The sequence below is a fragment of the Lysinibacillus sp. IITD104 genome, assembly GCF_036698265.2.
Taxonomy (GTDB): domain Bacteria; phylum Bacillota; class Bacilli; order Bacillales_A; family Planococcaceae; genus Lysinibacillus; species Lysinibacillus boronitolerans.
In genome coordinates this window covers 2053884-2078791 of record NZ_JBAHYH020000001.1, presented here as the reverse complement: position 1 = coordinate 2078791, position 24908 = coordinate 2053884, and the positions used below count along the sequence as shown (strand labels likewise).

The 24908-nt window shown below is 36.3% G+C and carries 28 protein-coding genes and 2 pseudogenes; 10 read left to right on the top strand and 20 right to left on the bottom strand.

From position 1 onward, the window contains the following. Positions 1-22: 22 nt before the first annotated feature. The 8 genes from V1L66_RS10485 to V1L66_RS10450 form a co-directional block, all read right to left on the bottom strand. On the bottom strand, positions 23-391 hold the full coding sequence (locus V1L66_RS10485) for a hypothetical protein (RefSeq protein ID WP_016993763.1): 369 nt from the start codon (positions 389-391) through the stop codon (positions 23-25). Between the two features lie 95 nt (positions 392-486). Beyond that, complete coding sequence (locus V1L66_RS10480; RefSeq protein WP_333006566.1) at positions 487-843, bottom strand: DUF6713 family protein; 357 nt, start codon at positions 841-843, stop codon at positions 487-489. A gap of 357 nt (positions 844-1200) precedes the next feature. Continuing rightward, positions 1201-1806, bottom strand: a complete 606-nt coding sequence (locus V1L66_RS10475; protein WP_333006565.1) for an ABC-2 transporter permease — start codon at positions 1804-1806, stop codon at positions 1201-1203. Then, on the bottom strand, positions 1799-2665 hold the full coding sequence (locus V1L66_RS10470) for an ABC transporter ATP-binding protein (RefSeq protein WP_036076387.1): 867 nt from the start codon (positions 2663-2665) through the stop codon (positions 1799-1801). The genes V1L66_RS10475 and V1L66_RS10470 overlap by 8 nt, the downstream gene beginning before the upstream one ends. Positions 2666-2670: 5 nt before the next feature. After that, a complete protein-coding gene (locus V1L66_RS10465; RefSeq protein ID WP_016993768.1) occupies positions 2671-3042 on the bottom strand; it encodes a GntR family transcriptional regulator in 372 nt (123 codons plus the stop codon). A 15-nt stretch (positions 3043-3057) separates the two neighbouring features. After that, complete coding sequence (locus V1L66_RS10460; protein ID WP_016993770.1) at positions 3058-3363, bottom strand: YfzA family protein; 306 nt, start codon at positions 3361-3363, stop codon at positions 3058-3060. Positions 3364-3718: 355 nt separating this feature from the next. After that, positions 3719-4564 (bottom strand): MBL fold metallo-hydrolase, encoded by an 846-nt coding sequence (locus V1L66_RS10455; protein WP_333006564.1) that lies wholly within the window; start codon positions 4562-4564, stop codon positions 3719-3721. Positions 4565-4655: 91 nt separating this feature from the next. Beyond that, a complete protein-coding gene (locus V1L66_RS10450) occupies positions 4656-4793 on the bottom strand; it encodes a hypothetical protein (protein WP_156113263.1) in 138 nt (45 codons plus the stop codon). A gap of 275 nt (positions 4794-5068) precedes the next feature. On the opposite strand from V1L66_RS10450, the gene V1L66_RS10445 reads away from it, so the two are divergent. From V1L66_RS10445 to V1L66_RS10430, 4 genes and pseudogenes are all read left to right on the top strand, one after another. After that, positions 5069-5578 carry a DUF3231 family protein gene (locus V1L66_RS10445; protein WP_016995542.1) on the top strand — a complete coding sequence of 170 codons (510 nt, stop codon included), beginning with the start codon at positions 5069-5071 and terminating at the stop codon, positions 5576-5578. 5 nt (positions 5579-5583) lie between these two features. After that, positions 5584-5887: pseudogene (locus V1L66_RS10440) on the top strand (manganese catalase family protein); the annotation flags it as partial. A 349-nt stretch (positions 5888-6236) separates the two neighbouring features. Then, positions 6237-6353: a YjcZ family sporulation protein gene (locus V1L66_RS10435; RefSeq protein WP_081977462.1), complete on the top strand. Its 117-nt coding sequence runs from the start codon at positions 6237-6239 to the stop codon at positions 6351-6353. 212 nt (positions 6354-6565) lie between these two features. Beyond that, a complete protein-coding gene (locus V1L66_RS10430) occupies positions 6566-6964 on the top strand; it encodes a hypothetical protein (RefSeq protein WP_333006563.1) in 399 nt (132 codons plus the stop codon). 293 nt (positions 6965-7257) lie between these two features. On the opposite strand, the gene V1L66_RS10425 is transcribed toward V1L66_RS10430, so the two are convergent. From V1L66_RS10425 to V1L66_RS10400, 6 genes and pseudogenes are all read right to left on the bottom strand, one after another. Further along, positions 7258-7458 (bottom strand): cold-shock protein, encoded by a 201-nt coding sequence (locus tag V1L66_RS10425; RefSeq protein ID WP_004225195.1) that lies wholly within the window; start codon positions 7456-7458, stop codon positions 7258-7260. Positions 7459-7933: 475 nt separating this feature from the next. After that, the gene (locus V1L66_RS10420; RefSeq protein WP_309484780.1) at positions 7934-8809 is read right to left on the bottom strand and encodes a cation diffusion facilitator family transporter; all 876 of its coding nucleotides are present in this window, start codon (positions 8807-8809) and stop codon (positions 7934-7936) included. 335 nt (positions 8810-9144) lie between these two features. Further along, positions 9145-9899, bottom strand: a pseudogene (locus tag V1L66_RS10415) (SDR family oxidoreductase). Positions 9900-10061: 162 nt separating this feature from the next. Next, entirely contained in the window at positions 10062-10718 is a 657-nt protein-coding gene (locus V1L66_RS10410) for a hypothetical protein (RefSeq protein ID WP_036076393.1), read from the bottom strand. A 46-nt stretch (positions 10719-10764) separates the two neighbouring features. Beyond that, positions 10765-11238 carry a GNAT family N-acetyltransferase gene (locus tag V1L66_RS10405; RefSeq protein WP_333006562.1) on the bottom strand — a complete coding sequence of 158 codons (474 nt, stop codon included), beginning with the start codon at positions 11236-11238 and terminating at the stop codon, positions 10765-10767. A gap of 161 nt (positions 11239-11399) precedes the next feature. Next, the gene (locus V1L66_RS10400; protein ID WP_333006561.1) at positions 11400-12875 is read right to left on the bottom strand and encodes a methyl-accepting chemotaxis protein; all 1476 of its coding nucleotides are present in this window, start codon (positions 12873-12875) and stop codon (positions 11400-11402) included. A gap of 138 nt (positions 12876-13013) precedes the next feature. On the opposite strand from V1L66_RS10400, the gene V1L66_RS10395 reads away from it, so the two are divergent. Next, positions 13014-13976, top strand: coding sequence for an MBL fold metallo-hydrolase (locus V1L66_RS10395; protein ID WP_333006560.1), 963 nt, complete (start codon positions 13014-13016; stop codon positions 13974-13976). 129 nt (positions 13977-14105) lie between these two features. Here V1L66_RS10395 and V1L66_RS10390 read toward each other — a convergent pair whose 3' ends face one another. Next, positions 14106-15923, bottom strand: a complete 1818-nt coding sequence (locus V1L66_RS10390; protein WP_333006559.1) for a DNA ligase D — start codon at positions 15921-15923, stop codon at positions 14106-14108. A 106-nt stretch (positions 15924-16029) separates the two neighbouring features. Between V1L66_RS10390 and V1L66_RS10385 the strand changes: the two genes are divergently transcribed. After that, positions 16030-16851: a Ku protein gene (locus V1L66_RS10385; RefSeq protein WP_333006558.1), complete on the top strand. Its 822-nt coding sequence runs from the start codon at positions 16030-16032 to the stop codon at positions 16849-16851. Positions 16852-16882: 31 nt separating this feature from the next. Here V1L66_RS10385 and V1L66_RS10380 read toward each other — a convergent pair whose 3' ends face one another. Further along, a complete protein-coding gene (locus V1L66_RS10380; protein WP_333006557.1) occupies positions 16883-17404 on the bottom strand; it encodes an AAA family ATPase in 522 nt (173 codons plus the stop codon). Positions 17405-17544: 140 nt separating this feature from the next. Between V1L66_RS10380 and V1L66_RS10375 the strand changes: the two genes are divergently transcribed. Continuing rightward, complete coding sequence (locus V1L66_RS10375; RefSeq protein ID WP_333006556.1) at positions 17545-18552, top strand: serine hydrolase domain-containing protein; 1008 nt, start codon at positions 17545-17547, stop codon at positions 18550-18552. A gap of 14 nt (positions 18553-18566) precedes the next feature. On the opposite strand, the gene V1L66_RS10370 is transcribed toward V1L66_RS10375, so the two are convergent. Then, on the bottom strand, positions 18567-19097 hold the full coding sequence (locus V1L66_RS10370) for a dihydrofolate reductase family protein (RefSeq protein WP_036076400.1): 531 nt from the start codon (positions 19095-19097) through the stop codon (positions 18567-18569). A 100-nt stretch (positions 19098-19197) separates the two neighbouring features. Between V1L66_RS10370 and V1L66_RS10365 the strand changes: the two genes are divergently transcribed. Both V1L66_RS10365 and V1L66_RS10360 read left to right on the top strand, forming a co-directional pair. Beyond that, entirely contained in the window at positions 19198-20151 is a 954-nt protein-coding gene (locus tag V1L66_RS10365; protein WP_333006555.1) for a YafY family protein, read from the top strand. Between the two features lie 89 nt (positions 20152-20240). Continuing rightward, a complete protein-coding gene (locus tag V1L66_RS10360; RefSeq protein ID WP_016992193.1) occupies positions 20241-21287 on the top strand; it encodes a DUF418 domain-containing protein in 1047 nt (348 codons plus the stop codon). 360 nt (positions 21288-21647) lie between these two features. Here V1L66_RS10360 and V1L66_RS10355 read toward each other — a convergent pair whose 3' ends face one another. Beyond that, a complete protein-coding gene (locus V1L66_RS10355) occupies positions 21648-22502 on the bottom strand; it encodes a malate synthase (protein WP_333006552.1) in 855 nt (284 codons plus the stop codon). A 429-nt stretch (positions 22503-22931) separates the two neighbouring features. Here V1L66_RS10355 and V1L66_RS10350 point away from each other — a divergent pair, with 429 nt between their 5' ends. Continuing rightward, complete coding sequence (locus V1L66_RS10350; protein WP_333006550.1) at positions 22932-23177, top strand: hypothetical protein; 246 nt, start codon at positions 22932-22934, stop codon at positions 23175-23177. 54 nt (positions 23178-23231) lie between these two features. Here the strand turns inward: V1L66_RS10350 and V1L66_RS10345 are convergent, their stop codons facing one another. Both V1L66_RS10345 and V1L66_RS10340 read right to left on the bottom strand, forming a co-directional pair. Next, on the bottom strand, positions 23232-23624 hold the full coding sequence (locus tag V1L66_RS10345; RefSeq protein WP_333006548.1) for a RidA family protein: 393 nt from the start codon (positions 23622-23624) through the stop codon (positions 23232-23234). A 704-nt stretch (positions 23625-24328) separates the two neighbouring features. After that, positions 24329-24877, bottom strand: a complete 549-nt coding sequence (locus V1L66_RS10340; protein WP_333006546.1) for a hypothetical protein — start codon at positions 24875-24877, stop codon at positions 24329-24331. Positions 24878-24908 lie beyond the last annotated feature (31 nt).

Sequence of the window (24908 nt, the reverse complement as noted above, 5' to 3'; positions counted from 1 at the left end):
GAAATAAGGAATGTCTAATTTTTTATCTATACACATCTAAAAGATTTAACAAATATCTTTCTAATTCATTAATCGCAAACAAAACTTCCTTATGAAGTCTATCCTCGACAATGCTATCCTCATTAAGGACCTCTAAGTATTTATTCACTTCTACAAAGAATTTTTCATACTCCTGTAAAAACTCATCAATCGTTTGATCACCAGGTGTTACAGATAAATAAATGGTTTTAAATAAATTAAAATCACTATATGCATTACTTAAAAAATAGATAGCCAGTATTCTATCGCTATTAATATACAATTTCACAAAAGATAGATTTTGTTTCAATTTTTTCAATGCATTGATAAGATTGTTTGTTTGTTTCAACATATTTGCCGTATTACTATACATCTGATAATCACCTCCATCTTTATAATAAGCAGAAAACCAACAAATTGGAATAATTTTCTGCAAATTACTAAACGAAAACTTCCTTTATAATACAATTAAATCGACATATTCATTAATAATGCTAAATGTATTACCGCAAGGGCCCCCATTGGATAAATAATGGATCTTGAGAAGCTATTTTTAAATTCATTTCGAGGATGCCTTTCAAAAAATACATGCAGGATTGCATGAATGATAAAGAATAAATCAACGATCCAAAAAATGATGGTTTGATACTGACTGAAAAGTAAGGAAAGGAATAATACGTATAGAAACAGGTGAATAAAAGTGAATACTATATAAGCCTTTGAATCTTCCATATCTTTAAATATTATAAACAATCGCCACTCAGAGCATCTTATTGCATCCATTTCGTGCAAAAGAAATAAAGAAAAGTTAAATAAAAAAAGAATGAGTAAAAATCAGGCATATACAACCTCCTGCAGTATATATACCAAATGTTACTATAAAACCACTATCGAAATACTAAGTAAACACGCCTAAATATGTCGATTTGTAGGCATATGGAGGCTTTCATTCTTTCCCTTATATTAAGCAATCGAGTGGAAAAAATCACCTTGCAGTCCTGTATTCTATATTTCTTTATATGGATGATTATCAGTTATAACCTTTTTTACTTCATTCATTTTTGCATAAAGACATTTAAATTCATCTTACATTTAGTTCCAAGCGGGCACCATTCTAAAATTGGCCACTTTCCTTCAGTAACCTTCTAGGAGTAAACCCCGAGACAACTACAAAGCACACAATCAGAAGGCTTTTCGTTGGTAAATACTATGTGTAATTCCCCAAGAAATAATATAGATTAGCATAATGAAAAGTGTCGCCCCTGTATATAAAACCGTGACGGATGTATTATCTACAAAATCAATGATTGCTGTTAAATGTTCATTCATATACAAAGCAATAGGCCGTGAAATCCAAGTTAAGAGGATAAAGCTAATAAGTATAACCGTTGTAATATAGCCCTGTTTAAATATCTGAAATAATGGGAAGGTAAGCGCCGCAAATAGTAAGAATAAACCACTCCCAATTGCAATATCAGCCATCGTAAAATGTTTATTGAAAGCAAGTAACGCTAGACTTGTCACGCCTATGGATAAAATCATATATGCGATGGCACCAAGATAGCGGGATGCAATAATTTCCGTACGTGTGTATGGTAAGGAGTTTAATAATATATTTGTCTCAACTTTTTCATCGTATGCATAGGTATTAAAGGGAATAAAAATACTGGCAACTAGGAAAATTAAAACTGGTGGTGCGCCCATTAAAATAAAGAATACGATAAATGGAATATAGAATAATAGCTGCCTTTTCTGTAGTATGACATCGCGTTTAATTAAGTTAAGCATGATGGATGCCTCCTTTAAAGTAATACATGATATCTTCCAGAGAGGCACGTTCAATAATCACTGTGTCTCCGAAAATATTTTTCACTGCTTTGATATTATCCGTTAATGCTTCAAATCCTGTTGATGCACGATGAATATGAACAAATGCCTTTTCAGTGTCCCTATCAAGAAGATTTAATTCCCCTTTAACAAGCGCATAGTTTTCAGCAACATCGTGAATAGACTGATTAAATACTAATTTCCCTTTCTGTATAAAAGCTATGTAATCTGCAATACGATCTAAATCAGTTGTAATATGCGTTGAGAAGAAAATGGTGCGATTACCATCAACCATTAATTCCTGCAATAAATCTAACAGCTCCCGTCTAAAAATGGGATCTAAACCTGCTGTTGGCTCATCCATTATAATTAGCTCTGCATGATGTGAGAGTGCTATTGCCAATGAAGCCTTCATTTGCATCCCTTTAGAAAATGTTTTTATCGCTTTATTAAGCGGTAATTCGAATTGTTCTACGTATTGATCAAATAATGTATCGTCCCAATGTTTGTAAGCAGGGGCAACTATACGTTTTATATCTTTTAAGTTCAGCCCTTCAAAGAATATATTGCCATCGTAGACAAATCCGATGCGCTCCTTAATCTCCTTCTCATGCGTCTTGTAGTCCAATCCGAAAAGCTTAACTTCTCCAGCATCTGGTTTTAAAAGATTCATCATTGTTTTTATCGTTGTGGACTTCCCCGCTCCATTGGCTCCTATGAAACCTGTTACAAAGCCTCGCTTTACCTGTAAATTTATATTATTGACGGAAAAACCTTTAAACTTCTTTGTTACATTCTTTAATTCGATTACATTCTCCATCCCTTTCACTCCTCGTATAAAATCTTCAATAATTCCTTTAGCTCCTCAAGTGATAGGCCAATTTCTCTGCTATTCGCTATGACCGCACTCAGCTGTTCCTCAATAACCTTCAGCTTCTTTTCTCGTATAACCTCTAAATTTTGCTCCGCTACAAAAGAACCTTTGCCGACAATAGAATAGATAAAGCCCGCCTTCTCCAATTCCTCATAGGCCCGTTTCGTCGTTATTACACTTATTTGTAAATCCTTTGCAAGGTTACGCATAGAGGGTATTGCAGTGCCCTCATGCAATTCACCTGCTAAAATAAGCGATTTAATTTGATTCGTAATTTGTTCATAAATTGGCTCCTTTGAACTGTTCGAAATAATAATTTGCATGCCAATCCCTCTTTTTTATTTTTTTGAGAATATAGTTGAAATAATATCCCCTAGTGCTGCAATCAGTATAGCAATAATATGAATTGTGATGAACATATTAAAAAAGGGAAAGGAATAAGGCGTTATCCATTCGGTGAAAAGCCTCGAATCTAATATCCATCTTCCCATTCTGGCAAATAAATCATTACTATCGTTTATGTTTGGCTCCAGCACAGTGCCATCGACCATGATAAAGATCAATTGAACAATTAAAAATATACCGATAGTGATGATCCATCGTTTTAACAAATTACTGTCATGCGTTTTTTCAGTGCCTATCACTTGATCAATTCACCCCTCACTAATTCATTAAAGAGACAAAACGAATTATTATATATTGTATATATACTATATAAACATTATATACACAAATAAAAAATTAGTTCAACCATTTTTTCGGTGTAAAGGAAATTTTATGATTTATGGCATTCAAATACATAGAAGGAGCCTGTTTTGATAGCTATTATCAAAACAGGCTCCTATTAGCTACTTGGCCATTTCTTGTGTCTTGTCATTCAAATCTGTTCATTCTACAGTTTCTATCTGATAAATTATGCTATAATGAATCATCTGACTAAACTGGCAAGACAATGGCTGTAGCGTGTGACGACGCTGCGGCTTTTTTATCCTTAAATTATTAATTTAAATATTTACCGTGCTTGGGTAGCGCGATTTGTTCAAAATGATCGACAAGTTTTTTAAGATTGCTTGTCAGTTCTTCACCTTTCATCGGTAATCCATGCCCTGTGATCGCATTGGATGGTTTTAGTAAGGCTAATTTTTCGATAGATGCTCGGGCAGCCTGCCAATCAGTTGTAAAATATTGAGGAGGACCGCTGATTTCTTTTGTTTGTGTAATCACCTTATAAAGTGATTCTTGTTTGACCGTAACAAACGCATCACCCGCAATAAGTGCCTTATCCTTTTCACGGAATAATGATATATGCCCTGGTGAATGGCCTGGCGTATGAATCCATTGAAAACCTGACATAAATGGAACACTACCATCAGAAGGTAAGGCTTTGATGTTATCACCTAAATTTATAGCTTCATTTGGAAAAATAGGTGACAATTTAGCAACCAAGCCGTTATTTACAGTTGGATCAGGCTCTGGATAATTTTGTTTTCCAGTTAAAAAGGGTATCTCCAATGTATGCGCATAGACAGGAACATCCCAACGCTCTATTAATTCTATAATTCCTCCGACATGATCAAAATGACCGTGAGTCAATATGATTGCCTTCGGTTGAGAATTAGAACCATAACGTTCTTCAACAACTGAAATAATCTCCTCTGCACTTTTGGGCATCCCCGCATCTATTAGCACAAAATCTTTCATCTGCGGTTCGCCATAAAGTACAATGTTTACAATTTGAATCGTGTATTGATATAAATCAGGTAATAGTTCTATGCCTACGCCACTTCCAACAGAGGTTGCTGGAATAAATTTATAATCTTCTCCGTAATTCAAATTCTTGTCCATTTAAAATCCTCTACTTTCAATTAAGTCAGCATTTTGATTTAGGTGTATTTATGGAAATGCCACAATCCGTAGATTGTGGCATTTTATCTTCTTACTTCTTTTCTTTTTTATTGAATGGCTGTTCTTTCTTTTGCTCTTGTTCCTCTTTTACTGCCTCTAATTCTTCAGGATTAAATTCTATTGCTATTTCTTCTTGCTCTAATTCATTTTTTTGCTTTTCTTTTGTCAAAACACTCACCTCCACTATACTTTAAAATGTCCTGATTAAAAAGATCTATACTTTTCATTTCTTAAATAATTTATATCTCATGTATAAATAGACAATATACAACCATTCTATAAGTGCGTAGTGTTTCACTACTTAAAGAGCTGCAGAGATTTCTATTTCTGTGGCTTCTTTTAATTTTTTCCATAAAATATTTTAATTAAAGGTGAATTTTACTTCTGTTTTCATCCATACTAACATGGCTTTAATGGCGAAAAATAAGAAAAGGATGTGTACAGATGGGTATTCTTGGTGGAAATCCAAAAGATGAACCGTTGCATTATGGTGAGGTATTTAGTGTTTGGTCGAGTTTAATTGCAGACTATGGTATGATTTCTGGCTATCAAACGTTTTATAATCATGCTGGTGATGAAGATCTAAAAAAAATTATTGAAGATATCATCGAAACATGCAGGGAAGAAGTTAAGCAATTAGAAAAAATTCTAAAAACAAACGGGATTGCACTACCTCCTGCTTCACCTGAAAGACCTGTAGCAAGACTGGAAGATATTCCTCCAGGTGCTAAGTTTAATGATCCAGAAATAAGCGCTGCTCTTACTGCTGACATAGCAGCTGGATTAGTTGCATGTAGTCAGGCAATGGGTACTTCTACTCGTGAAGATATCGCATTGATGTATGGGCAATTCCATATGGCTAAAGCTCAACTTGGTGCTAAACTTTTACGTTTAAACAAAAATAAAGGCTGGCTTGTACCACCGCCATTACATGTTAATTATCCTGAAAAATAAAGACTGTATTTGAGTCAACGGGTGTTCTTCCAAGGACACGTATTTATGAGATGCGTTCTAATCAGACATTTAGGGCAACGCTAGCTTTTCTGCTTGTTCGATTAAAATGCATTTTCCAAAGCATTAGAAGCTCTAGGCGTAGATTTTGGGAAACTATTCCCTGTACCTAACTACGATATCAACAAATACCCTGAGTGTAGAATGTTTCATAATACGTATCGGAGAAATCTTCCCAACTATATGCCAGAGATGCCAAATGGACACAGTCCTGGCTTAATAATTAAAATTATCTTAAGCTGTAGCGTTTGATGACGCTGCAGCTTTTTAAATGTATAAATAGACTATATTTACACAAACTATTAATGAGTGTATCGCACGCACTTCTTAGGCTGTGGCGTTGGTTGACCGTCACAGTCTTATTTTTTAAATTTATTTTGAAGGCAATAAACTATACAAAACAAAGTAGCTTTTCATATAAATAGTAGTGTTAAGCTAAACTAGTTTAACTTGTACCTCCCGAATTGTTACTTAGGGTCACTTTCAGCCGAGTGACCCTTAAATATTTTCTAATTTAGTCAAATCAGGTTTAAGGAGAATGGTTGGCTATGCGCTTTCTATAATTCTACATATTCTAGATTATTGAAAGGAGGGACTTTATATGGGATATGAAGTTTATGGTTCCAACTATGGCAAGCACGATAATTTATCATTCGCTCTAATTGTTGTCCTCTTTATTCTTTTAATTATTGCAGGCGCTACTTTCTTGTATAAATAAATAACAATTACATTCTACTTGTAGAATGCCTATCTATTATTCTTCAATATTCTTGCTATGAACAAAGGGTCGTCTCCACCCTGGTGACCCTTTTTTACTACTTACTTTGTAGCATAGAAGAATGTGTTTGTTGCTTATTGTACTAATCTAACTAACAGTTCATAGAATATATCAAGCATATTTAGGTCTAAAACTAGCAAAGGAGAGTGCCTATGAGCATTGATTTTATTACACTTGCACCAACAATTATGCAGGTGTTTAAAGCGGGAGATTCGAATCCGAACAAAGTAAAGCGTATTGTTTATGGACAAGCTACCTCTGACGCAAATGGAATAGCCACATTTTATTTTACAGACAATGCATTAGCTAATGGCAAGCCTCTTTTATCCTCTATTGATTATGCAGTGGCAAGCGTATACTCGACAAATCCAACGATAAACTTAAGACCGAGAGTTCAAATGAGAGAGAAGAATATGAGTGGGAAATATGTCTCTGCTAATATTACAAATATTAGTGGTGTGACAGTATTAGGAATTAGTGTGTTAGGTTCGGAAAATCCGGTAAGTGGCGTGATTGTAGATTTTATGGTTTTAGGTAGTTTTGATTTGTAAACATCATACTAAAATACAAAATCTCACACCCTCTTGAAAAATTTTATGTACCTTCTTTTTAAATGTGGATGGGTCAATAATTAGTTTCAGTTTTCCGTGATTTTATGAGCACTTTTGAAATGCAGGTTGTTTACAGGAAATTTTCTTACTAAGGGGCTTTGGGAAGGGGCATTAATTTTAATAAACAATAAAATTTCGATATATAGTGAGGTAAAAAATATAGACAAAGTCGAATAAATCGACTTTGTCTACGGAAACCACTCTATTTAAGAATGTTTTTCTTCAATTAAAAATTAAAGTTTTACGATGTTAGCAGCTTGTGGTCCGCGTTGACCTTCTTCAACTGTGAATTCAACTTTTTGACCTTCTTCAAGTGATTTGAAACCTTCACCTTGGATAGCTGAGAAGTGAGCGAATACGTCTTGTCCGCCTTCTACTTCGATGAAACCGAAACCTTTTTCTGCGTTAAACCATTTTACTGTACCTTGTGTCATTTAAATGACCTCCAATAATGTTATTAAATAAAATCATACTACTTCCAAAGAAAAAAATTCACATATTACAAAAAGTAACTAACAAAACACGATTACTCTTTGTAATATGTGAATTTATTATTTCTTTTAAGAAAGATTCTATTACATACAGTATATGATAAAAAATCGTATTAGTCCAGTGTAAAGTGAATTTTTTTATCAATGAAAGCTAAAACCTACACGTACCACCTATTTACAAGGTTAAAATTAGTCATTTCACCGCCATTAAGAAGCTACAGATTATTTATTGAGGTGTTGGAAACTACATTACCTTGGCCATCATTATTGCTGCTCACAGCTAACATCGTGCCTTCAGCCTTTAGCCCAACAGTTTGACGATAACCCGCAGCTATAAGTAGCTAGAGGCAATTGTTAGCGATATTCCTTACCTCATATTTTTTTGATGTTGAATATTACATTTTAGGACTCAATTGCCCTATGCTTCCTTAGGCTCCACATGGACATGCACTTCATAAACCCCTTGCTCTTCCACCATATTTTTTTCAACAACAGAAGCAACATCGTGAGCTTTCGTAATATCCAACTTGGCATCTACTAGAATAACCACATCAATAACCTCGTTATTACCATAATTTCTTCCTCTGATTTCCTTCAATCCCTTAACACCATCTATTTTTAAAATAATCTCTTTGTATGTTTGAAGAATTTTCTCATCAAATCCATCCGATAGTTCATGAGAAGCTTCCTTAAAAATCTCCCAAGCTGTTTTACAAATAATGAAACCTACGACAATCGCAGTTACTGTATCTAACCACGGCATATGTAGTTGTGACCCTAAAATTCCTACAGCGGTTCCAATACTTACCCAAGCATCTGACAAATTATCTTTCGCTGCAGCCATAACGGCTTTACTATTGACTTTTTCAGCCAATTGTTTGTTGTAACGATAGACAAAGTACATCACCAATGCTGATCCTAACCCTACATAGGCTGCAATCATATCTGGCGATTCCTTTCCGCCTTGAAAAATGGAAGAAAAAGCACCCACTAATACTTGAATACCCACGGCCATCATAATAAATGAAGCGACCATTGAGGCAATGGTTTCACTTTTCCAATGACCATAGCGATGATCATGATCTGCTGGTTTTTGTGAAAGCTTTAGTCCAATAAGTACTGCAATAGAGGCAATAATATCTGTCGTATTATTCAATCCATCTGCCTTTAAAGCCTCTGAACCACTCATGTAACCAATGCCAACTTTTATGATGGATAAAATTATATACGCAATAATACTGATGATGGCACCACGTTCACCTAATTTAAGATTATTATATCTTTCTGCTTCCAATTCACTTACCTCCCACTTACGTACATTACCATCATAACAACCCAACATCGAGTGGGTCTACAGCAACCTTTTTGCCTTACTGTAGATAAGTAGGAGGAAGATAAAAGTGTTGATTAGGGGAAAAAATAAAGCCCTTAGGAAGAAACTCAGTCACTGGTTCAAAACCTAGAAATTATTATATTAACCGAATAAAATAGTAGTGTATCTGTTCTTTATGATTTTTTCCTCCAACGAACACACCTAACCAATCTTGGTCATTTCCAATCCGGAAGTGACCCTTTTTTTAAGCAAGTAAAAAAGCCTTGCCACAAATCATAGCAAGACTTTGATCTCAATTATCCTCGCAGAAATCCGCCCTCCGAGTGGATTATTTGTCCAGTGATCCAGGTAGCCTCCTCGCTAGCGAGAAAGCTAATCAATTTTGCCACATCCTCAGGTGTCCCAATCCGCCCCATTGGAAATTTAGGTAATAGATAGCCTCTAATAGCATCGTTCATCCATGTAGAATCTGTTGGCCCTGGATTGACAGCATTTACGGTAATGCTTAATGGTGCTAGCTCCTGTGCTAATGATCTAGTAAAGGCTGAAATGGCCCCTTTCGTTGCTACATAAGCTAGTTCTCCCATCATAGGACCTAACTCTTGACCAGATGTCATATTAATGACTCTCCCTGAGATAAAATTAGCTTTTTCAAAAAGACGCGCAAATTCCACACAAAGGAGTAAGGTTGACCTCATATTCACCGCGTAATGATCGTCTAATGTTTGAGCATCTAACGCTAGATAACCAACTTGTGCTGAATGGGCAGCGTTATTTATTAAAATGGAAGGTACGCCTAGTTTTTCGTCAACCGTTTGGAGTATCGTTTTTGAGGATTGGGATTGGGATAAATCAATCGACATTTCTTCACAAGAAACACCCATGCTCAAAATCTCCTGTTTGAATTCTCCTATCCAATTAAGATCAGCATGCCAGTGTGTAAAAAAATATTGACACCATCCCCAGCTAATCTTCTACAAATAGCTGTTCCAATATCTTGTGGGTGGCTTGCACCTGTAATGATTGCTATTTTTTGTTGCGTTTTACTCATTGTTTTTACCCCCAGTATATTTGGGACGCTTTCGATGGATTATTAATAAAGGTCTGCTCCGTTTTTAGAAATCAAAACGCGAAGAATTTGCCACATGTAGAGTATGTATTCCCCTCTTCATCTAATCTGAATTCATACCAAACAAAATTCGTGATAAATTTTCTAATCTAAAATTTTAATCTGATTTTGAACATCAATAGAAAAGGCTTCTACATCAAATTGATGCTGCTTTATCGTATCTTCCGCTAACTGTTGAGCCTTCTTTTTAGCCTTGTCATTTTTCTCATCTGTTAAATTAATCCTTACTTGAATCTCCTCAGATGTCATACTATGGTCAACGCTGAAGGCGCCAAAATTTTGTGCAAACATCGCCTCAAATAAATTGGCCATGACATCATTATAACTAAGCCGAGTTGAAATCGCTGCTGCTGGCTCATAGAGATTTTTTAACGTTATTTGAAAAGAGATGGGGTTTAATTCATTAGCTTTGATAACGTCCAATATGGTTTCTTCTATATGTTGCTTGGCCTTGCGATCGACCTTGTCGGGTAATGACACAAGAAGTTCTATTTTGCTATTGGGTAAAATTCCATAATCTAATTGAAAGCTATAAGCTTCTTTGCGCAATGCATGAGAAACCTCACTGATTAAAAATTGATATTGCTGAATATAACGCAATAATTCATCATTACTAGGTTGTGACATTGGAATATTTGTTTTTTCAGCATATTGAATAGGTGCATTTGCAAAAAAGAAAAATGCACCACAAACAATGATTAAAAGAAGAAACCATAACGTAAATAACTTTTTAATAAACATATATAGCCCCCTTATTCGGGACTATATGCCAAATAGCTAAAGTAAATTACGGTAGAATTTTATAAAACAACACGCGATCTTGATTTTCGCCACCATAATTACTATGAATGGATATATTTTCTATCACCTTGTCACCTTTTTCCATTCTAAAGCCCAGATTCGTGTGGAAAGCGATGGATACTTCATTAACAGGCGACGTGACACATTTCACAATATTTCGATGGTACTGCTTCACCACATGAAAGAATACATCATATAATCTTTTTGCAATATTCTGTTTTCTGTAATCAGGATGGACCCCAACAAAATGGATGAATGCTTCATTTGTCTTGGATTGCGATAAAAGGCCAATGAGGAAGCCAATGATTTCGCCATCCTTCTCCATAATAAGGCTCGTATTTGTAAAGTGATCAAAAAATAATTTAGGCAGCTTATCTGACATATTCCTACCGCCCCACCACTCATTAATTAATGGGGATAAAGTATAATAATCTGAACTCTGTACACTACGAATGTTCATGGAATCAATCCTCCTTTTCAAGTTTTACAACAGCAATACAGTAACAATAAACAGGTATGGATAAAACAATGCAGATGAATACCATCTCTATACCCTCTATCTAGGAGGGATAATCCTATTCTTATTTTAACCTACCATTTATTTCAATATCAATGGTTCGCTCATCCCTTTGCCATTACTAATGACTTTAATGTGTTGCTTAAAGCCTGAATGTGGTTCGTTGTATCTGTCATGCTTACTAGAAGCTGATTTTCGTCCTCCACTGAGTGTAGAATCTCACCAGTAGAAGCTGCATTTTGCTCCGTCATGTGATTCAGTTTTTCAATTTGCATTTGGATTACCTCGAATTGTGAGATGGCACTGCTTAATTCATGCATCCCTCTTGTTAAATCTGTATTCGTTTCCGTAAAAGAATCCTTTAAACTATTAAAGAAATGACTGACATCCTGTAAAAGCTGTTCTCCATATTGTAGCGCCTTTTCACCGTCATCAGAGCGTTGATGAGCCTCTGTTGATTTTTCAAACAAGGTTTTCGTCACATTGGTAATGCTGACAGTAATAGCAGCGCTTTCCTCTGCTAGCTTACGTACTTCATCTGCAACAATCGCAAATCCTTTACCATGCTCCCCCGCTCTAGCCGCTTCTATCGCAGCATTTAATGCCAATAAATTAGTCTGTTCTGCAATATGGGTAATCCCCTTTAAAAGACTATCCACTGTTTGTAGGCTATGTTGTAGCTCGTTGACAGTTTCCGCAGTTGAGGCCATTGCATGACTCATAACGCTCATTTGAGTCATTGCATCCTGCATTTTATCCCATCCCGCTAATACTTCTTGTTGTAGCTCAGTAGATTTAGCGACCGTATCCTTTGAGATCGTCAAAGTTTTATTGACAAAATGAACCGAGTCGCCCATAGTGCCATGAATCATTTGTAAACTAGATACCTCCTGCTGAATACTTGCAGAAATATCCTCAGTCGCTACTAAAATTTGCTTACTAGAGCCAGAAATCCTCTGCATGGTTTGTTGGAATTGCGTGACATGCATGTCTAATGCCTGACTGCTCTTTTCAATTTCCTGAAACGTATTTTGTAATTGATTGAAGGATGCTTGTACTTCATTTTGCTGAATTTCTGCATGTTGAATCAGTTCATTCCCCCATTTTGCCAGCAAATAAAAGGCAATGATAACCCCATTCATAATCGCCAAAAGTGTCACAAAGACAATGGTGTCATCGAATGGCCCTAACAATGATGACGAGTTGACCAAATATAAAATGAAAAAACTAAGATTTGTTAGAATCCCAAAGAAGACAATCAATTCTTTTTTAAAATACAGAGCAATGATGGCCACTGTGCACAGTAAAATATAATGCTTATTTAATGAAAAGCTATCAAGCAAAAATAGTGTAAACACAACACTTGATGGAATGAGGCCAAAAATAAAGCCTTTGACATACGTTTTAATAGGTAAAAAATAATTACATACCGCCAAGGCAATGACAGCTAGCCCAATAAATAAAAAATGCAAGCCCTTTGATAGAATCATTGGTCCACATATTAAAATGGCCAAAATTGAGATAATAGCCAAATTTACACGATGAACTTTCCGTGTATCATAACGAATTTTATGCTCCATTACTATCCCCCTAAAAAAATGAATAGACATTCAGTTTAATTTTCTATTATTATATAGTATAACAACTACTTTTTGTAGCTAAATATTGCATTTATAAGCAGAATTAGCTTATTTTTGAAATAAAAGGGGGAAATTGAATTGACTAGCGTCCAACAAATCGCACCAAATTTCTATTGTATCGATACACATGATTTAGGTCGAGAGCAGCGAACAAGCTCCTATCTATTAATCGATGAAAAGATAGCTCTTATCGAAACTTCGGCCAGTCCATCCGTACCTTATATTATGGAAGGGTTACAAGAATTAAATATTGCAGTACAGGATATAGACTATATCATCGTGACACATATTCATTTAGATCATGCAGGCGGAGCAGGATTATTTTTGCAAAGCTGTCCCAATGCTAAATTAGTGGTTCATCCACGTGGCGCAGCCCACATGATTGATCCAAGTCGTCTTATCCTTAGTGCTAAAGGGGTTTATGGCGCTGAATTTGACCGCCTCTTTGATCCAATTGTACCCATTGACGCTGCAAAAATTATTGAAGTTCATCACGAACAGCGTTTACAATTAGGTCAACATCATTTAACGTTTTATCATACTGAGGGGCATGCTAAACATCATGTTTCAATGCTTTATTCTGCTACAAATGGCTTGTTTGTAGGAGATACGACGGGTGTTCGCTATCCTGAAATGGATGGGGAAGCAATTGATTTAATCATTCCTTCCACCTCTCCAAATCAATACGACCCTGAAACAATGGAACAATCCTTAAAATTGTACGAAAAGCTACAAGCAAGTGAATTATACTTCGGCCACTACGGAGCTTATGAAAATCCAGCAGAAGCCTATCGCCAGGTGCGCTATTGGACACCGCTCTTTTTAGAAGAAGGCAGAAAAGCACAAGCAGCATCAAGCCAGTTCCAGGAACAAGTTCACTACTTAGATGCACGCTTAAAGGAGCTTTTATTCAACTATCTACAGGAAAACGGCATTCCTTCAGATCATCCTGTCTATCAAACCATCCCATTTGATACTATTGTGTCCGCAATGGGAATACTGGATTACCTAGAAAAAGTAAATGCACAGGTTCCACTCTAATTAGGAAAAGAGGTGTCTCCAATGACTTGGAACACCTCTTTTTTAGATTCGCTTTTAGTATTGCTCGAAGCGATCTTTTTTGGAAAATCCACTCTCTTTTTTATCAAAATGCTCTAAAGTTTACTGTCTTTAAACCTTTAAACGATCTAGAACAGCTTGAAAATCTTGTTGCTCCCCTACTTCACGAAAAGATTGAAAGGGATTGCTCATTTTTTTCATGCGCTCCATGACAAAAGGAATCGTAAAAAGCTCTGGTGTAAGGTTTTCATTGACCTCCTCCCAGAGAAGCGGTGTTGCTACTAAACCCAGTTCATTGCCTCGAGTGGAATACGGGGCAATGATGGTCTTGCCCTCTGCATGCTGGACATAATCTAAATATAATTTTTCATGACGATTCTTCTTTAAACGCTCAATTGTATATAAATTGGGCTTTTGCTCACATAAAAAGCGACAAACAAATTCTGTAAATATACGTACCTCTTCATAAGTAAATGTATTTGCGGGTAAAGGAATATATAGCTGTAAACCTTTTCCACCTGATGTTTTGACAAAGGATTGTAGCTGAAAATAATCGATAATGTTCTTTAAATCAAGTGCTCCTGAAACGGCTAATGAAAAATCTTGTGCTGAGGGAGGATCTAAATCGAAAACAATTTCTGTCGGGTATGGAGAACGATGTGTTTGAAATGGAATGTGGAGCTCTAATGCCAGCTGATTTCCAAGCCACAATAAGGTTTCCAAGTTATTACACACGATATAATCGATGTCATCCATCACGGCTGTTGCCACAAAATCAGGCATTTTTTCAGGTCTACTTTTTTGATAAAAACTTTCACCTGGAACACCATGTGGATAGCGTATTAGCGTTAGAGGGCGGTCCTTTAGAAAAGGCAATAAATAGGACGATATATTTTGCAAATAGAACAAATATTGATCCTTTGTAATACCCATTTTTGGCCATACAGGCTTGTCTGGATGTGTGATAGCAACGGAGTCAGGGATAGGATACAATTGGCGTTGCATGTGCTGCCAATGACACTCCTCAGGTAACAAATCTAATCGAAAGGCATGAAATCTAGGTTCCCGAAGCTTACTACCATCAAAATCAATACAGGCAATGTCAACACAAATAGAAGGCTCAAGTTGCCATCGCTCCTTCTTACGAAGTCCATTAGTCTGAAAGAATTTGACAAGTGTTTGATGCTCTTCCTCTGTCATACCATGCTTAAACGTAACAACTTCTCGTAATTGATTGTCCTCAAACACCGCACCATGGAAATAGCTATTGCTATGGTCATATTGGGTGACAATGACTGTGACATAACGCCAATTTTTTATCTTTAACCAATGTTTTGATCGTATGTTTTCAAGCCATTTACTTGTTTTCTTCTTAGCAACAATGCCTTCTCCATTGTAAAGCTTGATGGATTGCCATAAGCTCTCATGCTCCTCACTACCATGTATGATTTGGATAGGCGTTGGATTCTCATAGTCCACGCTTGGCCAATTGAACTTCGTAGCAAGCTTGACCAATTGTTCTTTCCGCGTCTTTAAATAGCGATTTTGGAAGGGTTCTCCTTTAAGGGTTAAAACATCAAATGCTAGATAGTGAAAAGGAAATGAATTAGCATGTTCCTGAATCACGTCTTGATTTTGCATTCTCCCCCTCTTTTGAACAACGGCAAAATCACTTTTATAATGATTGCGTAAATAAACTAACTCCCCATCCAAGGTAAGAGGTAAAAATGATTGAATCGATGCATGTATTTGCTGACAAAAAGCTAAAATTTCTGGAAACAGGTGATTTAAATTTCGACCATTTCTACTAATGAGCTGCGGCTCCTCATCCCAAACGAATAAGCAGCGAAAACCATCATATTTCGTTTCAAATAGCCATTCATCCCCATTAGGTATTTCGCTTGTTTCTGTTAAAAGCATTGGTCTCATTCCACAATACCTTCTTTGCTTTTTATCTTCAGTGTTTGAAGATTTCTATTTAAGATACATAAAAAACCTCAAAATACATCATAGTAAGAAAAACGAGGTGACAACAATGCATACAGTGTGGAAAGGCAGTATTTCCTTTGGACTTGTTAATATTCCTGTGAAACTACATGCTGCAACTGAAAATAAAGATATCAAATTGCGTCAGCTTCACAAAGACTGCCATACGCCGATTAGCTATAAAAAGGTTTGTGAGGGCTGTAACCAAGAGGTAAAAGATGAAGATATCGTGAAGGCTTATGAATATGCCAAAAATAAATTTGTTGTGTTGGATCCAGAGGATTTAGAAAACTTGCGTAAGGAAAATGAAGATAAGGCTGTGGAAATTATTGATTTTGTGCAATTAACTGAAATCGATCCGATTTATTTTGAACGCACCTATTTTTTATCACCCGATTCGACGGGTGCCAAAGCCTATTCATTGTTACGAAAAACATTAGAACAATCAGGGAAAATTGGCATTGCTAAAATCATTATCCGTTCTAAAGAGCAGCTTGCCATCGTGCGTGTTTATCAAAATGCCCTCGTAATGGAAACAATTCACTATCCAGATGAGGTAAGGAGTATTGGCGATGTTCCAAACATTCCAAGTGAACAGGATGTAGTACAAAAGGAGCTTGATACAGCGCTTATGCTAGTGGAACAGCTAACAACTACATTTAACCCTGAAAAATATACAGACGATTACCGCAATGCTTTATTAGAACTAATTGAAGAAAAGAAAGCTACAAATACAATCGCTACAAGTGATAAACAACGTCCAATCCCTGAAAATGTCACGGATTTAATGACAGCACTACAGGCTTCATTAGAAAAAACGAAAAAGCCAGCTACAAGAAAACGGACAACACGGACAAAGAAAAATGCCTAAGAACAAGCGTATCCTGACATCGGGATACGCTTTAGAATTGTCGAAAATAGGAATCTAAATCCTTTTTGCGCTGAATCATTAAAAGTTTAGTCAATACAGCCTGTTGCTGTTGAAAGAATTTAGGTTTCCCTACCCGTTCAAAGCGTTTATTCCAACGAAACATTTTAAAAAAAATCGAAAAAGTTGGTTGATAATGGGCTTTTTCGATGCCCATTTTTTGTTTCATAAATCTTTTTATAATACGAAAGATCCGAATTTTATAAGGCGTATCGAGAAAGATAATGCAATCCGCTTGCTGGAAGCTATCAATAACCCACTCCTCTTGATGGATCCCCTCTATAATCCAACTGTTCGTTTGGAGAATGGTTTGTAAGTGCTCCTTTTTTTCTTCATCTGTTCTTGGAATATCCCCTGATTCCTTTCGAATCCATGCCACATTATCAAGCTCATAATAAGGAATTTGCAAGGTTTTAGATAATTTCCTCGCCAATGTCGTTTTTCCGCTGCCAACCGACCCAATAATATGTATTTTTTGTGGAAACGCTTTTGTCACAGAACCCCTCCATTATATGTACCTTTGTAGAAATAATTCCTTTATTATACAATAGATTTCAGCTGACATAACGATAGTTTTCCAAGAACATTCGTTCCTAATTATGGTATAATAAAGGAAAAACTAGGAGATCTTAATTCATGACAATACATGAGCAAATGTTGCTACAACAAATAACTGGCCTCAGCATTGCCTATATAAAGGATGGTGAGCTTCAGCAAGCAGATTGCTTTGGTCTATTAGAGGTTGGGAAAACTAACAGAGTCAATACCGAAACCATCTTCAATGCCTGTTCAATCAGTAAACTACTTACAGGCATTTTAGTGATGAAGCTGGTCGAGCAAGGTATAGTGGATTTAGATGAGGATATTAATCAAAAGCTCACATCCTGGAAGATGCCAGATAATCGCTACACTCAGGCAAAAAAGGTTACATTACGACATTTGTTAAGTCATCAGGCGGGGATTATTGACCCTAAAGACAGCTTCTCTCCCTTACATTCACTATGGCAGAGTCCTTCGATGGTTGACTTATTAAAAGGGACAACTCCTTATTGTCCCATACCAATCGATAGTACATTTGAGGCTGAGCAAGAATTTCATTATTCCGATGCTGGCTTTTGCATTGTTCAATTGCTAATGGAGGATATAATAGGCTCAAATTTTTCAACACTCATGAAAGACCTGATTTTTCAACCACTAGCCATGACAAATAGCTTTTTTTCTTCCGCAGTTCCAACTGCCAATACAGCAAGTGGTCATCATAAAGATGGCACCGTAACAGCACAGAGATACCCTATTTACCCGTATGATGCAGCTTGTGGATTATGGACAACACCGTCAGATCTAGCAAAATTATTACAAGAGGTAATGCAGGCTTTAAAGGGAAAAGGTACACTTGGTTTAGCTTCAATCCATGAGCTAATTCGTCCTCAGGGCTGTAAGGAATGGATGGGCCTTGGTGTATTTCTTGATGGTGCTGGTGAGCAGCTTGAAATATCCTCGCTTGGCTGGGGTGTTGGCTATCAATGTATGCTAGTGGCCTATCCCCACCTAGACAAAGGCTTTGTTGCCATGACTAACACCGATACAGGCGTCCATCAAATGCAAGGTCTCTTAGGAGAAATCTATCGTTCCTTTATCCAATAAAGAAGAGGCTTGATTTAAGCCTCTTTCCTTACCTCATAATGCAGTTGTACCATTTGACCATATCGTTTTGTTTCCAATAGCCTTAAGTTTTCGAATGGACGTGGAGATGTAAACAACGGTATACCTGAGCCCAGTAAATGCGGTGTAAGCGTAATAATCCATTCGTCAATTAGCCGCTCCTGTAAAAAAGCATCTAGAATGGCCCCTCCCCCTACCATCCAAATCTTTGTGCCTTCTTGCTCTTTTAAACGTTTAGTAAATGTGATGACATCCTCTTGGACAAACGTCACATGCTCATTTTCCCCAGTTTGAGTTGTGGAGAAGACATAGCATTTTTTATCAGGATAAGGGAACGGATCAATGTGCTCTAGGATATAATCATATGTCCGTTTTCCCATAATGACGGTATCAATGGTTTGATACATATCAGCGTAGCCATTATCTCCTTCTCCCTCTGTTTCCTCTAACCACTGTAGATCATCATTTTCCTTGGCAATAAATCCATCTAAACTCCCTGCAATAAATACCAATATTTCTCGTGACATTACGTCAGCTCCTCTTCTTTTGAAAATCTCTTGTACAATCTCTATACTAAACATAAAACATGACAACTATTGGCATGATTAAATAAAAAGGTGAAAAAATATGAGCAAAGCTAAACGATTAATTGATATTTTGTTATTTGTCAGTAAGAAAAAGAAATTTACAGCGCAGGAAATTGCCGACACCTTCCATATTTCCGTGCGAACGGTACATCGTTACCTGTTGGATTTAAGTGATATGGGTCTACCCATTTACGCGGAACAGGGAAGATATGGGGGCTATACGGTGCTATCAAATGCCATTCTCCCTCCTATATTATTTACCGAGGAAGAAGCGGTCGCTATTTTCTTTGCATTCCAGTCTTTGCATTATTATCGTGATTTACCTTTTAATACTGAAATGCAGTCTGTCTCTCAAAAGCTGTATGAATCCTTACAGAAGGAAGCCAAGAAAAAGGTGGATACGCTGCAATCCTATATTGCCTTTTGGAACCCTAAAAGAGCCATTACAACACCACTCTTAACTGACGTTTTAGAGGCTATCATTAACCAATCACAATTGCATATCCACTATGAATCGAAGTCTGGTATGACCTCAAAGCATATCCAGCCTATTGGCGTGTACGCTCATGATGGCTTATGGTATATGCCTGCGCTACTGCTATCAAATGAAAGAATATTACTCTTCCGTGTAGATCGAATTAAAGGCATAAAAGTTGGTGAAACAAACCGTAAAACGACGATGAATTTGCAGCAATGGCTAGAAACTGACTATGAGCCTCAGCAGCCAATTCGCTTATATGTTGAATTATCAAGCGAGGGCGTTCGTCAATGTTTAAGTGAGCCCCATCTGGAAAAAGCGGTTGTTCGACATAGTGATGGAACAGGCTATATCGATACGATCATCGATCAACATGAGCTCCACTTTAATAGCTCCCTATTCTTTCGCCTTGGTCAACATGCGATTGTCAAAGAACCGCAAGCATTAATTCAGCTTTTGCGTCAGCATGCACATGAGCTATTAGCGATTTACCCCGAGCCAAAAGAACCTCATTAAGATGACAATTTTGTCAGATTCACGTAACATTCATCGTTACTACTTTTGAGAGAGCGTCCTTATAATTGGGTTTGAAGGAGGAGATTTACGTGCAACCGACCAACAGTAATAAACGAATTGATACATTAGATTATTTAAGAGGGTTCGCCTTACTAGGCATTATTCTAGTCAATATCCCCTCGTTAATGTGGATCGAACCACCTAAATTGGCAAACGATATTGCCTATAGCCGCTTTCTAACACTTTTTGTAGAGGGTAAATTTTTTATCATTTTTTCATTTTTATTTGGAATAGGATTTTATCTCTTTATTTCACGCGCTCAGGCAAGGGGTGAAAAAGCCTATGCCTTATTTAGCCGTAGACTTTTGATTTTACTGCTTATAGGGATTGTTCATTTTTATTTCCAACCAGGTGAAGCCTTAACAGTCTATGCTATCTTTGGCTTTATAGCCTTACCATTTTATAAAATGCGCAAAGGCATCAATCTCATCCTTGGGTTCATCCTATTAGCCATCACTGCCTATTTTGGTCTAAAAATTTTAATGCCATTTCCACTGATTTTGCTTGGTCTAGCTGCAGGTCAATATCATTTATTTGAAAATATCACGTTACATCGAAATAAAATCAGGTTAGTGACGATTGTAATGGGCTTGATAAGCATGGTTAGCTGGTTTTATCAATGGCAGTATGTCCCTGAGCCCCTCGTCAACATCCAACATTTGCCAAAGGATCAGCTAGCAGCTCATATTACTAATATCGAGCAATTTTCATTAATTGGACTACAGTTTAGCCCATTCGCTTCTGCCTTTTACATGGGAACAATCATCCTATTATTACAAAGTACTTTGTTCCAGCGACTATTGGCACCGTTAAAAGCATATGGGCGCATGGCCTTGACTAATTACTTGGGGCAAACCGTGCTCATTCTCTTAATTGGCCATGCTTTCGGTTTAATCGGACAACTTCGCTATCTTGAATCTTTGTGGATTTGTCTAGGCATTTATGTTTGCCAATTGCTCTTTAGTAAGCTATGGCTATACTTTTTCCGCTTTGGCCCAATGGAATGGCTATGGCGAATCGGCACATATTGGACAATTCCTCCCCTACGACAAAGAAATAAAGATTATTTATTGTAAAGGATAAATACCTATCAGCTTGGTGGTAAACATCATATATTGGTAATGTACCCTACTCGCTTTCCATCTTTGCTCATATCTTCAGCAAGAAACACATCCCCATTTTATTTGGTCACCAACGTGACTAATTTAAAAACAGCGTTAATCATTGTTAACGCTGTTTCTTTTACTTTATTAAGTCTAATAAGAAATAAAAGTGAATCATTCGGGTACTTTGTGGGGAATAGGTAATTGAATGCTAATTAGGAGATAAACATACAAGTCACTGGATTTTATAATCCAGTGACTTGTATTCATTGCAGTTATTTTTTTCACTTTCAAGCGGGTATGTCTCTTCATCTTGATAATTGGTTCACTGTACTAAATACGGGTTAAAGCGCCATCAGGTTTTGGAATTTCTTGAACTGTTATTTGATTCATTTTACAAAAATGTTTAAAGAATTGTTGTGCCAACTCTCGTTCTTTTGGGTCACTTTTCAGCGCAATGATATCAAGTAAAATTTGAGCCATCCATAAATTTTCGAAATAACGATATTTACCTGTCTTCCATGTCATCTTTTCGGGGAATTTTTCATTGATATAATATTGCCAGAAAAGCAGCTGATCCGATTCCTGTTCTGTCAGTTGAATTCTGTATTTTGAATGAGCAGGAATATGTCCATCTTCACACAGTTTACCAACAAAATTTTCATTCACCATATAGACACCTAAGATGCGTCTATCTTTTTCAAGCTGACTGGAATCTCTTGCTGTTAAAAGGACAGCGCTATTTTGATGCAAACGGCTCGGCTTGTTTGGGTTTCCTTTGTTAGTACCACTCTTTAATATACCCGAAAAAACTTTCCACTCTGAAAAAGAACGATTCTGTTCCTCTGAATCACACCAAAAAACCATCTGTGATGCAGGATGAAGTTTATGGTTACTCATAAGTTTTTCGTGTTCCAAGCGAAGTAACAGTTCTTTTCGTTGACGTTTCTTTTCCTCTTCCTTCCGCCCTTCTTCTTCTTCTCGTTCAATTTCCTTTTTTTGTATAATCTCTTCAAGTAACTTAGCATCACTTTTATCATGTATTGTTAGGTGCTTTCCAAATACATCTGGAAAAACAAACCTTTTATTTTCTGATGCAAAATGTATTTCAATACTTGAATCATTTTGTTTAACTATACTACCTATGCCAAAGCGCTTGTGTGTAACTTTCTTATTAATTAGATTCATTCATCTAGTCCTCCTTATGGAATAAAAAACGAAGTTACTATTAGCTAGTAAATTTTTTTAAATAACTTCTTTAAAACAATTTTGTTTTTAAAAATTAAAAAAACGTATCCAAATTCTTTCTGCAAAATAGGACATCGGAATTCGAAATACGTTTATAAAAAAATGATCGTAAGACTATTATAACATTTTTAAATAAAATTACAAATTTATTATTGACAACACATTTTCACATGAGTTAAAATATTTATTTATTCTCTGAATGTATTGAAAAAAGACCATAGACTTCTGAAAAACGCCTTCTAAAAACCAACTTACCCTTGTTACATATATAAGTTGCTTTTTATATTATTTGATGCAAATAAATTCTTCACCTGTTTCTTATTCTAAGCATACACTGCAAATAATACCCTTTTTTGTAGGGAGGATTATATGAAGCAAAATAAAGGTAATCGGAATAGTGAGGGATTGGAATCCGTGAGTCATGCAGCTAGGCTGGCTGTCATTGCGGGGGCGATTACAACACTTGGAGACGCTCTATCGACCATTGCGGCTGGTCTTGCCCTAGAGGATGAGTTGAAGGAAAATGAAAATAATAGCAATGAAATTGACAAACTACAAAAGCAAATTGACGAATTAAATTATGAAATGAAACAATTAAAAAGGATGTCACGTTAATACAGATCTGTACACAAAAACGACAATACCACATGGATATTGTCGTTTTTCAGGCTATTTAGCAGCCCAAAGTTCAATCTCTATTTTAATATCTGGTAGCCCTAATGCAGATATATAAGCAATCGTCATAGAAGGATAAGAATGACCAAACATCATTTCCCATTGCTGATCGAAATGATGCCAATCAATCTCCTCTGTCGCCCATATATTCACTTTTACCACATGAGAAGCATCCAATCCCTCAGTTGCTAAAAGCGCTTCAATATTTTTAAATGTATTGATCATTTGTTCATTTAGTCCTACAGGCAGTTGATCATCTTGACCAACCCCTATTTGTCCAGAGAATGCATACATTGTTGCATCTTTCGGAATGATTGTGATGTGGCTATATTTACCAACAGGGCTAGGTACCTGCATTGGATTTTTACGTATTATGTTTGTTTTCATATTCTTTTCTCCTTTTGGATTGTATTTTTCTAAAAAAGGGCAGACTTATCCCTCGCTCATTGATTTTAGAAAAAAACAGCTGTGGAGAACCCTATACCCATGCTTAAAAAACGAATAGCTCTTTTTTTCATGTGAATTCTCCTCCTTGTTCCTAAAGTTATATTCACCTTACCATTTTTATCCTATACGATCAACGAAATACCAAAACTATTTTTGCATGTCATCGATTATTTCTCAGGCAATTAACTATTCAATCATAGCCATCACAACATATATATAGTAGTGTAAAGCTATATTAGCCTTACACCTCCGAAATTGTTACTAGGGTCACTCCATCCCAAGTGTCCCTTTAATAGAACTAGGTACCCCTCATTGGCGTACCTAGTTTTTTGTTTATTTTGGGGTCGTGCCGTACTTATGTTGGCTAAGATTGCTTGCAGCTTTTATCTCTAATCAATCGTATTTTTTTAAGCTGAGGTGTAGAATTTTTCTGCTGAAAGATACCATAGCCAATATATGACCTATAAGAAGACCAAATGAGAAAATATTTAAATATAATTACACTCATCACACTTCCCTAAAGTAATCATTTTGCATTAAGCTCAAATATTAGAGATTCTTTGTCTAAGACATTGTTTATACAACAAATATAGAAATGAATGCTATATGCAACAAAAATGTTAAGCTTAGTAAGCTTAACATGATTAAGAGATAAAAATATGAATCCCTCCTGTAATCACACTTATTGCGGCTATTGTCATATGGATTGTTCGTAAGCTTCGATTTTTTCTATTGTTGAATAAATTCGTTCCTATAATAGCAGTAATTAACAAAAGAATAATTACAATCAAGCCCATAATTCCTTCATTCTCCAATTCACCCTCATTAAAGTACATGATTAGCCCATGACCAATACCTAGCAACAATGCCATTGTGCCAAAAAGAATATGATATCTACCTATTAACTTTGCTACGGATAAATATAGCCCTTTAGATTGTGGAAAAGTACGAATTACAGACTTCAAGAAGGTTCTAATAGGAAAAATCATACCCGCTGCACCAATTCCTATGAATGCACACCAACCAATTAATTCACCAAGGTCCTCATAACGCCCTTCTTCGTGTTGTTGTCTACCGTTACCCTCATCATACTCATCTCTTCCTTCAAAAATATCATCAGCATAAATGGGATTTACATCATACAAAAAAAACATCACTACCAATACTATCCCAAAAATTTTTAAATAGCGCATAGGAGATCTCCTTCCATATTGAGGTTCAACA